Source organism: Stenotrophomonas panacihumi, assembly GCF_001431645.1.
In the GTDB taxonomy this organism is placed as follows: domain Bacteria; phylum Pseudomonadota; class Gammaproteobacteria; order Xanthomonadales; family Xanthomonadaceae; genus Stenotrophomonas_A; species Stenotrophomonas_A panacihumi.
This window is the reverse complement of record NZ_LLXU01000008.1, coordinates 1-7947: the sequence shown is the minus strand read 5'-3', so window position 1 is coordinate 7947 and position 7947 is coordinate 1. Positions and strand designations below refer to the sequence as shown.

Annotated in this window: 4 protein-coding genes; 1 reads left to right on the top strand and 3 read right to left on the bottom strand. The window is 67.4% G+C overall.

Translation table 11 applies throughout. The features are described 5' to 3' along the window. Nucleotides 1-273: 273 nt before the first annotated feature. The 3 genes from ARC20_RS00535 to ARC20_RS00525 all read right to left on the bottom strand — a co-directional run bounded on the left by ARC20_RS00535 (nt 274) and on the right by ARC20_RS00525 (nt 6379). Complete coding sequence (locus ARC20_RS00535) at nt 274-2619, bottom strand: TonB-dependent receptor plug domain-containing protein (RefSeq protein WP_057642727.1); 2346 nt, start codon at nt 2617-2619, stop codon at nt 274-276. Nucleotides 2620-2749: 130 nt separating this feature from the next. Continuing rightward, entirely contained in the window at nt 2750-3874 is a 1125-nt protein-coding gene (locus ARC20_RS00530) for a M50 family metallopeptidase (protein ID WP_146165879.1), read from the bottom strand. Nucleotides 3875-3994: 120 nt separating this feature from the next. Next, nucleotides 3995-6379, bottom strand: coding sequence for a TonB-dependent receptor plug domain-containing protein (locus ARC20_RS00525; RefSeq protein ID WP_057642721.1), 2385 nt, complete (start codon nt 6377-6379; stop codon nt 3995-3997). A gap of 194 nt (nt 6380-6573) precedes the next feature. On the opposite strand from ARC20_RS00525, the gene ARC20_RS00520 reads away from it, so the two are divergent. Then, nucleotides 6574-7947, top strand: a 1374-nt coding sequence (locus ARC20_RS00520) for an ABC-F family ATP-binding cassette domain-containing protein (RefSeq protein WP_057642717.1), incomplete at its 3' end; no start/stop codon positions are given.

Here is a 7947-nt window from a genome sequence, read left to right as displayed (position 1 = left end):
AAGAGGGTTGAGATGAGAGCTTCGGCTTTTGCTTTTGCTTTTGCTTTTGCTCTTCCCAACCCACTCTCCGGCGCGTCGCTATCGAAGTGGGATCAATGACGCGCCTAGCGCCGGCCTGCCGTATAGGGGCGTCAGCGGGCCATGGATGGCCCGCGGCGGCGAGTCGAACAGGATGTTCGCCCGAGCCGTGACGACCCTATGCGGCAGGCCGGTGCCCGCACCGTAAGGCAACACAACTAGCCGCCCTGCACGCAGCGCCTCAACGCTACCGCCTCACCACTTGTAATCGATGTTCGCGTAAACAAACGCACCATTGAACCCGAACGGCGAGGACGTGCTGTACGGCAGGTACGTCCGCGTTCCCTTGCCCGCCAGCTGCTCGTCCGGATACTCGTTGAGCACGTTGTCCCCGCCCAGCGTGAAGCTCCACTTCTGCAGCGTCCATGTCGCCGCCAGGTCCAGCGTCCACTTCGCGTCATACGTCTGGTCCGTCGCCGGCGTCGTGCCGTAGCTGGTGAACTCGCCCCAGCGCGTCGTCGTCGCGTTGAAGCGCCACGCACCCGGCGACCACGTCGCGCCCAGGAAGAACTTGTCGCGCGGCGAACCCTTGGTGATGCGCCCGATCTCCGTGCGGCCGATGCGCACCGCCGTCGGGTCGATCGCCTCCAGCGCCGCCGGGTTCTCGGCGATGTGCTCGATCTCGGTCTTGTTGTAGTTGTAGCCGCCCGTCAGCTCCAGCGGCCCGCTCGCCAGCGCCCAGCGATACGTGCCTACCGCGTCGACGCCCGTAGTGCGCGTGTCCACCGCATTGGTGAAGTAGCGGCCGCCGCCGATGCCCGCGTAGCCATTCGCCTGCAGGTAGTTGCGCACCGCCGTGGAGGTCAGGTTCTCCGACAGCACGATGCGGTCGTCGATGTCGATGCGGTAGGCATCCACGGTGACGTACAGCGAATCCACCGGTTGCAGCACCAGGCCCACGCTGTAGTTGGTCGATTCCTCGGCCTTCAACGGCTCGGCGCCCAGCGCCACCGCCGCCGGGTTGTCGGTGCGGAACGTGCCGATCTCGTACGGCACGCCGTCGATGAAGTTGGTCGCGATGGACTGGAAATACTGCTGCTGCAGCGAAGGCGCGCGGAAGCCGGTGGATGCGGTGGCGCGCAGGGCGACCTTGTCGGTGAAGGCATAGCGCAGCGAGAGCTTGCCGTTGGCGGTGTCGCCGAAGTCGCTGTAGTCCTCGTAGCGGCCGGCCAGGCCCACGGTGAACTTGTCGCTCACGTCCGCTTCCAGGTCCACGTAGGCGGAGTAGCTGTGGCGGTCGTAATGGCCCGAGTCGCTCGGCTTGAAGCCGGCGAATACCTGCGCGCCGGGCAGGAAACTGCCGTTGGCCGAAGGCACGCCGCCGTTGATGTAGGACGCCGGATCACCCGGGGATTCGTTGAATTTCTCCCCGCGCCATTCCAGGCCGAACGCCAGCGCGAGCGGGTAGGCCATGCCCACGTCCAGCGCCTTGCTGAAGTCGGCGTTGAGCACGTTCTGCGTGACCTCCAGCGTGCCGGCATAGAAACGCGTGGGCGAATCGAGCCCCATGCTGTTGTTGAGGCTGTTGCGTACCTCGAAGCGCAGGTTGTTCTGGCCGTAGTTGTAGCTCATGTCGATGTTGAGCCCGCCTTCGGTGGTGGCCTTGAACCCGCCCACCCACGAGACGTCCTTGCTGACGTTGTAGATCTGCGGCAGGAAGCCGTCCGGATAGATCTGCGGCCGGTTGCGGTTGTCGGTGTCCCAGCGGAAGTAGCCGTTGGAAAGCACCTCGCGGCGGCTGGCCATCGCGTAGGAGTAGAAGGTCAGGTAGTCGGCCGGACTGTATTCGCCGTTGTAGGACACCGCGCCCTGGTCGATCTCCGGGTCGCCGTAACGCTGCTCGACCACGCCGTTGTACGGCTTGGCGCGGTCGGTCTGGTCCTGGTGGCCGGCCTGCGCGGCGAAATGGATCGCGCCGTTCTCGCCGAGGCGGATGCCGGCATCGCCGGACAGCTGGTACTGCTCGCCGTCGCCGGCGCTGTACTGGCCGTAGCGCCCGGCAATGCTGCCCCCGGTGCCGCTGCCCTTGAGCACGACGTTGATGACGCCGGCGATGGCGTCCGAGCCATATTGCGCGGCGGCGCCATCGCGCAGCACTTCGATGCGCTCGACCGCGGCGATCGGAATGGTATTGAGGTCGGCCGGCGAGGAGCCTCGGCCCTGGCTACCATTGAGGTTGACCAGCGCGGTGGTGTGGTAGCGCTTGCCGTTGACCAGCACCAGCACTTGGTCCGGCGCCAGGCCGCGCAGCTGCACCGGGCGCACGGCGTCGGTGCCGTCGGTGATGGCCGGGCGCGGGAAGTTCAGCGAGGGCACGGCGCGTGAGAGCGCGGTCGCCAGTTCCGTGGTGCCGGTGGCGGTGAGCGCTTCGGGCGAGATGATGTCGATCGGCGAGGCCGATTCGGCCACCGTGCGGTCGGACACGCGCGTGCCGGTGACGATCACCGTATCCAGCGTGTTGGGTGAGGACTGCGCGAGTGCGGTGAACGGGGAAAGCGCGACGACAATGGCTGATGCAAGAACGCAGGCACGTGGCTTCATGGAAGGGCGACTCCGGCGGGGACGGATATGCGCCGACGCGCCCCCTCCCGGGCGACTGCGGCCGCCAGCCGCGTCGATCGCGATTCACGAGTAACCGCTATGACATCGGGTTGTCAAATTTTTGTTTGTTTCAGCTGCAACTTCGCGCGCCGGCGCGGGAGGGGCTGATCGCCAGGATGTAGTCGCGCAGGCGTGATTCGGAAGGCGCGACCGACGCGTCGATGGCGGCGCGTGCATGGCGCTCGGAAGTTTGCAGGCATGCATCGCGGCGCGCCTCGTCGCACCGCAGTGCCGCCACCAGCGCCTGCGCGCGCGGCCTTTGCCAGGGCGATACCCAGACCGGGGCGGCAGCCTTCTGGGTGGCTTCAAGCGCATCCGCGTCCTGATCATGCATGGCCTGGGAGAAATCCAGCTCCGCTTCCATCAGCGCGGTCAGTTCGGACAGGCGTGCAAGCAGGGCAGGGTCCACCTGTTCCTTGAGTGCGACCAGCTGGTTCCGGCGATGCGTCGCCATCTGCCAGTCGCCGCGCTCCTGGTCGGCCTTCAGCCGATACCACAACGCCACGAGCTGTTCGATCGGGCTGCCTTGCTCGAGTGCAACGAGATCCTGCTCCGGCAGGCCATCGTTGGTGGTGCCCTCGAGGGAAAGGGTGGTGAGCCGATCGTAGGGCAGAAGTGGCTGGTCGGCAGGCTGTTTCCACCATTCCCTCAGGATGGCGCCATCCGATTTCCATTCGGTATTTCTCGGAAGCAGGTTCGAGAAGCCCATCCCGAGATTCAGCAGCATCGCGGCGACGAGCCACTCCTGGTGCGCTGGCAGGCCGGACACGAAGAGGGCACCTCCCAGCAGCGTCGCCAGGATCAGGTTCGCCAGGGGGCCGCCGAGCACCATGAGGATGACTTGTCTTCGGATCGGCCGGTCACTGCGCGGGTACGCCATGACATAGCCGCGCATCCTTCGCCTGCGGAACGGCTGCCGGCGGATGCGCATGCCGCGTCGCGTGAGGTGAAGTTCGATGCCGAACAGCATGACTTGCAGGACATGCATGCCCTGCCAGCGCGCCGCCAGGTAGTGGCCTGCTTCATGCACCACGACCCCGATGACCAACAGCAATACGTACAGGTATACGCCGCCCAGCAGGGAGGCGTGGTACTCCTGTTCCGCCCACGATATGCAGACGAACATGGCCACGCCGTACGTCGCGGCAAAAAGAAGGTAATGCCCGGCCGCTGCGGCGAGGCGCCTGATGGTCATGTGATCCCCCTGCCGAACGCGTGCCGGCTGGAGCGCTGTATATCGCGACGCACCCTGTTCCGCAACGACGAAGGCCCGGTTGCCCGGGCCTTCGCAGGGAATCACCGCACTACCGCTCGCTTACCAGCGGTAGCCGATCTTCCCGTACACGTACGCGCCGTTGAAGCCGAATGGCGAGAGGTTGCTGTACGGGAACTGCCCGCTGGTCGAGTTGGCGAAGTTGTTTTCGTCCGGGTACTCGTTGAGCAGGTTGTCCGCGCCCACCGTCAGCGTCCAGCCATCGACCTTGTAGCTGGCCGAGGCATCGACGATCCACTTCGCGCCGAAGGTCTGGTCGTTCACCGCCGAGGTCGGGCGGGTGGTGTACTCGCCGTAGCGCGTGGCGCCCAGCGCCAGCGTCCAGTGCTCCGCGTTCCAGGTGCCGTTGAGCAGGAACTTGTCGCGCGGGAAGCCTTCCTCGATGCGGCCGCGCTCGGTGCGGTCGATGCGCTCCAGGTTCAGGCCGTTGGCGCTCAGCTCGGCCGGGTTCGGGGCGATGTGGGTCACGTCGGTCTTGGTGTAGCTGTAGCCGGCGGTCAGGTCGAAGCTGCTCGCGGCCAGCTGCCAGCGGTAGCTGCCCACCACGTCGACGCCGCGCGTGCGGGTGTCGATGGCGTTGGTGAAGTAACGGCCGCCGTTGACGCCGTAGATGCCCTGCGCTTCCAGGAACTGCCGCACCGCGGTGCCGGTGAGGTTGGAAGACAGCACGATGCGGTCATCCACGTCGATCTGGTACGCGTCGATGGTCAGGTACAGCGCGTCCAGCGGCTGCAGCACCAGGCCGGCGCTGTAGGAGGTGGAGGTCTCCGGCTTCAGCGGTTCGGCGCCCAGTGCCTGCGCGGTGGCGCTGCTGGCCGGGAAGGTGCGGATCTCGTACGGGTTCGGGTCGCCCGCCAGGAAGGTGGTGCTGGTGGTCTGGAAATACTGCTGCGCCAGCGAAGGCGCGCGGAAACCGGTCGAGGCGGTGGCGCGCAGCGCGACGCGATCGGTGAACGCATAGCGCGCCGAGAGCTTGCCGGAGGTTTCGCTGCCGAAATCCTCGTAGTCCTCCCAGCGGCCGGCCAGGCCGGCGGAGAACTTGTCGGTGAAGTCGGCTTCCAGGTCGGCATAGATCGCGTAGCTGTCACGCGCGTACTGGCCCGACACGCTCGGCGAGAAACCACCAAAGCCCTGCGCCCCGCCGGCGATGCTGCCGTTCTGGTAGTACGAGCCGAGCTCGCCCGGCGACTGGTTCCACTTTTCGTTGCGGTATTCCACGCCGAAGGCCACGTTCACCGGATACGCCAGGCCCCAGTCGAAGCCGCGGCTGAAATCCACGTTGGCGATATTCTGCGTGGTTTCCAGCGCGCCGTCGTAGAACGAGGTCGGCGAATCGGCGCCCAGGCTCACGTTGAGCGTGTTGCGGGTGTGGAAGTCGATGCGGTTGTAGCCGTAGTTGTAGCTGGCATCCCACTTCCAGCCCGCCACTTCGCCGCGCAGGCCGGCGACGAGGGTGCGGTCCTTGGAGTAGGTCTGGATCTGCGGCAGGAAGCCGTCCGGATAGATCGAGGCGATGTTCTGCGTGGTGCTGCCCGGCGCGCGGAAGAACGCCGAGCCGGTGATGTCGCGGTTGCTGGCCAGGCCGAAGGCGTAGGCGGTCAGCGTGTCGGTGAGGCTGTATTCGCTGTTGAGCGAGAACGCCTGCGCATCCACCTCCGGGTCGCCGATCACGAAGGCCTTCTGGCCCACCGCCGGCTGCGAGGCGCTCGGCGCGCCGGCATACGGGCGCGCGCGGTTGGTCGGGTCCTGCTGGTTGAGCTGGCCGGCCACGTGCAGCCAGCCGCGGTCGCCGCCGAGCGCCACGCCGGTGTCGCCGGAGAGCTGGTAGTTCTTGCCGTCGCCGGCCGAGTACTGGCCGTAGCCGGCTTCCAGGCTGCCACCCTTTTCGGCGCCCTTGAGCACGATGTTGACCACGCCGGCGATGGCGTCCGAGCCGTACTGCGCCGAGGCGCCGTCGCGCAGCACTTCCACGCGGGCGATCGAGGCGATCGGAATGGTGTTCAGGTCCACCGCCGCGGCGCCGCGGCCGATGGTGCCGTTGATGTTGAGCAGCGAGGAGGTGTGGTAGCGCTTGCCGTTGACCAGCACCAGCACCTGGTCGGGCGAGAGGCCGCGCAGCTGCACCGGGCGCACCGCGCTGGTGCCGTCGGCCAGGGCCGGGCGCGGGAAGTTCAGCGAGGGCAGGGCGCGCGCCAGCGCGGTGGCCAGTTCCGGCGTGCCGGTGGCGGCCAGCGACTCGGCGCTGATGATGTCGATCGGGGACTGCGATTCGGCCACGGTGCGGTCGCTGACGCGGGTACCGGTGACGATGACGGTGTCCAGGGTATTCGGGGTGACCGAAGCGTCCTGGGCGAAGGCATTACCCAGCGGAAGCGCCAGGGCGATGGCCGCGGCGAGGGGAGCAAGGAGCGGGGAGGGGGACTTCATGACATCTCCAACGGGCCCGGCAAGGGCGTGAACAGGGGCCGGGGCGGAGCCGTCGTCCTAGAGGAGAGGGAGCGGGCGGCGGCAGGCCCCGGACGCGCTAAGTATTCGTTAACGCTAGAATGGCGTCGCAGGAAGGCTGGTCATCTGCTTATGCCTTCCGGTTATCAACAATCTGCGCCTTAGGCCTTTCCGTCATGATTTCCCTGCGTAATTTCTCCCTGCGTCGCGGCGAGCGGCTGCTGCTGTCCAACGTCGACCTCGCCATGCACGCCGGCTACCGCGTGGGCGTGGTGGGCCGCAACGGCACCGGCAAGTCCAGCCTGTTCGCCGCCATCCGCGGCGAACTGGAGGCCGACAAGGGCGACGTCGACCTGCCCGGCAAGGTGCGCATCGCCAGCGTGGCGCAGGAAACCCCCTCGCTGCCGGATCCGGCCATCGAGTTCGTGCTCGGCGGCGACGTGGAAGTGGCGGCGGTGCTGAAGGCCGAGGCCGAGGCGACCGCGCGCGAGGACTGGGAAGCGGTGGCCGACGCGCACCAGAAGATGGCCGAACTCGGCGCCTACGACGCCGAAGCCCGCGCCGGCAAGCTGCTGCACGGCCTGGGCTTCCCGGCCGAGACGCACTCGCGCGCGGTGTCCGAATTCTCCGGCGGCTGGCGCGTGCGCCTGAACCTGGCGCGCGCGCTGATGATGCCCTCGGACCTGCTGCTGCTCGACGAGCCCACCAACCACCTCGACCTGGACGCGGTGTTCTGGCTCGAACAGTGGCTGCTCAAATATCCCGGCACGCTGCTGCTGATCTCGCACGACCGCGAGTTCCTCGACAACGTCGCCACCCACACGCTGCACCTGCACGGCGGCGGCGCCAAGCTGTACGTCGGCGGCTATACCGATTTCGAGCGCCAGCGCACCGAGCAGCTGCGCCAGCAGCAGATCGCGCACGAGAAGGAACAGGCCGAGCGCGCCCACCTGCAGAGCTTCATCGACCGCTTCAAGGCGCAGGCCAGCAAGGCGGCCCAGGCGCAAAGCCGCATGAAGCGCCTGGCCAAGCTGGCCGGCACCGAGGCGGTGCGCGCCGAGCGCGAGTTCCGCATCGAGTTCGCGCCGCCGGCCAAGCTGCCGTTCTCGCTGATCCGCCTGAACCACGTCGATGCCGGCTACGGCAAGGACGCGGTGATCCTGCACGACGTCGGCTTCGGCCTGGAGGCCGGCCAGCGCATCGGCCTGCTCGGCCCCAACGGCGCCGGCAAGACCACGCTGGTCAAGACGCTGGTGGGCGAACTGCCGCCGGTGACCGGCGAGCGCGCCGCGCACCCGGACCTGCGCATCGGCTACTTCGCCCAGCACACGGTGGAGTCGCTGCATGAAGGGCAGTCGCCGATGGACCACTTCCGCGAGCTGGCGCCGGACGGTTCGAACCAGTCGTTCCGCGATTTCCTCGGCAAGTGGAACTTCGCCGGCGACCGCGCGTTCGAGGCGGTGGACGGCTTCTCCGGCGGCGAGCGCGCGCGCCTGGCGCTGGCGCTGATCGCCTGGCAGCAGCCGAACGTGCTGCTGCTCGACGAACCG

Coding starts and splice junctions, on each gene's coding strand:
- ARC20_RS00535 (WP_057642727.1), bottom strand. CDS start 2,619: ATGAAGCCACGTGCCTGCGTTCTTGCATCAGCCATTGTCGTCGCGCTT.
- ARC20_RS00530 (WP_146165879.1), bottom strand. CDS start 3,874: ATGACCATCAGGCGCCTCGCCGCAGCGGCCGGGCATTACCTTCTTTTT.
- ARC20_RS00525 (WP_057642721.1), bottom strand. CDS start 6,379: ATGAAGTCCCCCTCCCCGCTCCTTGCTCCCCTCGCCGCGGCCATCGCC.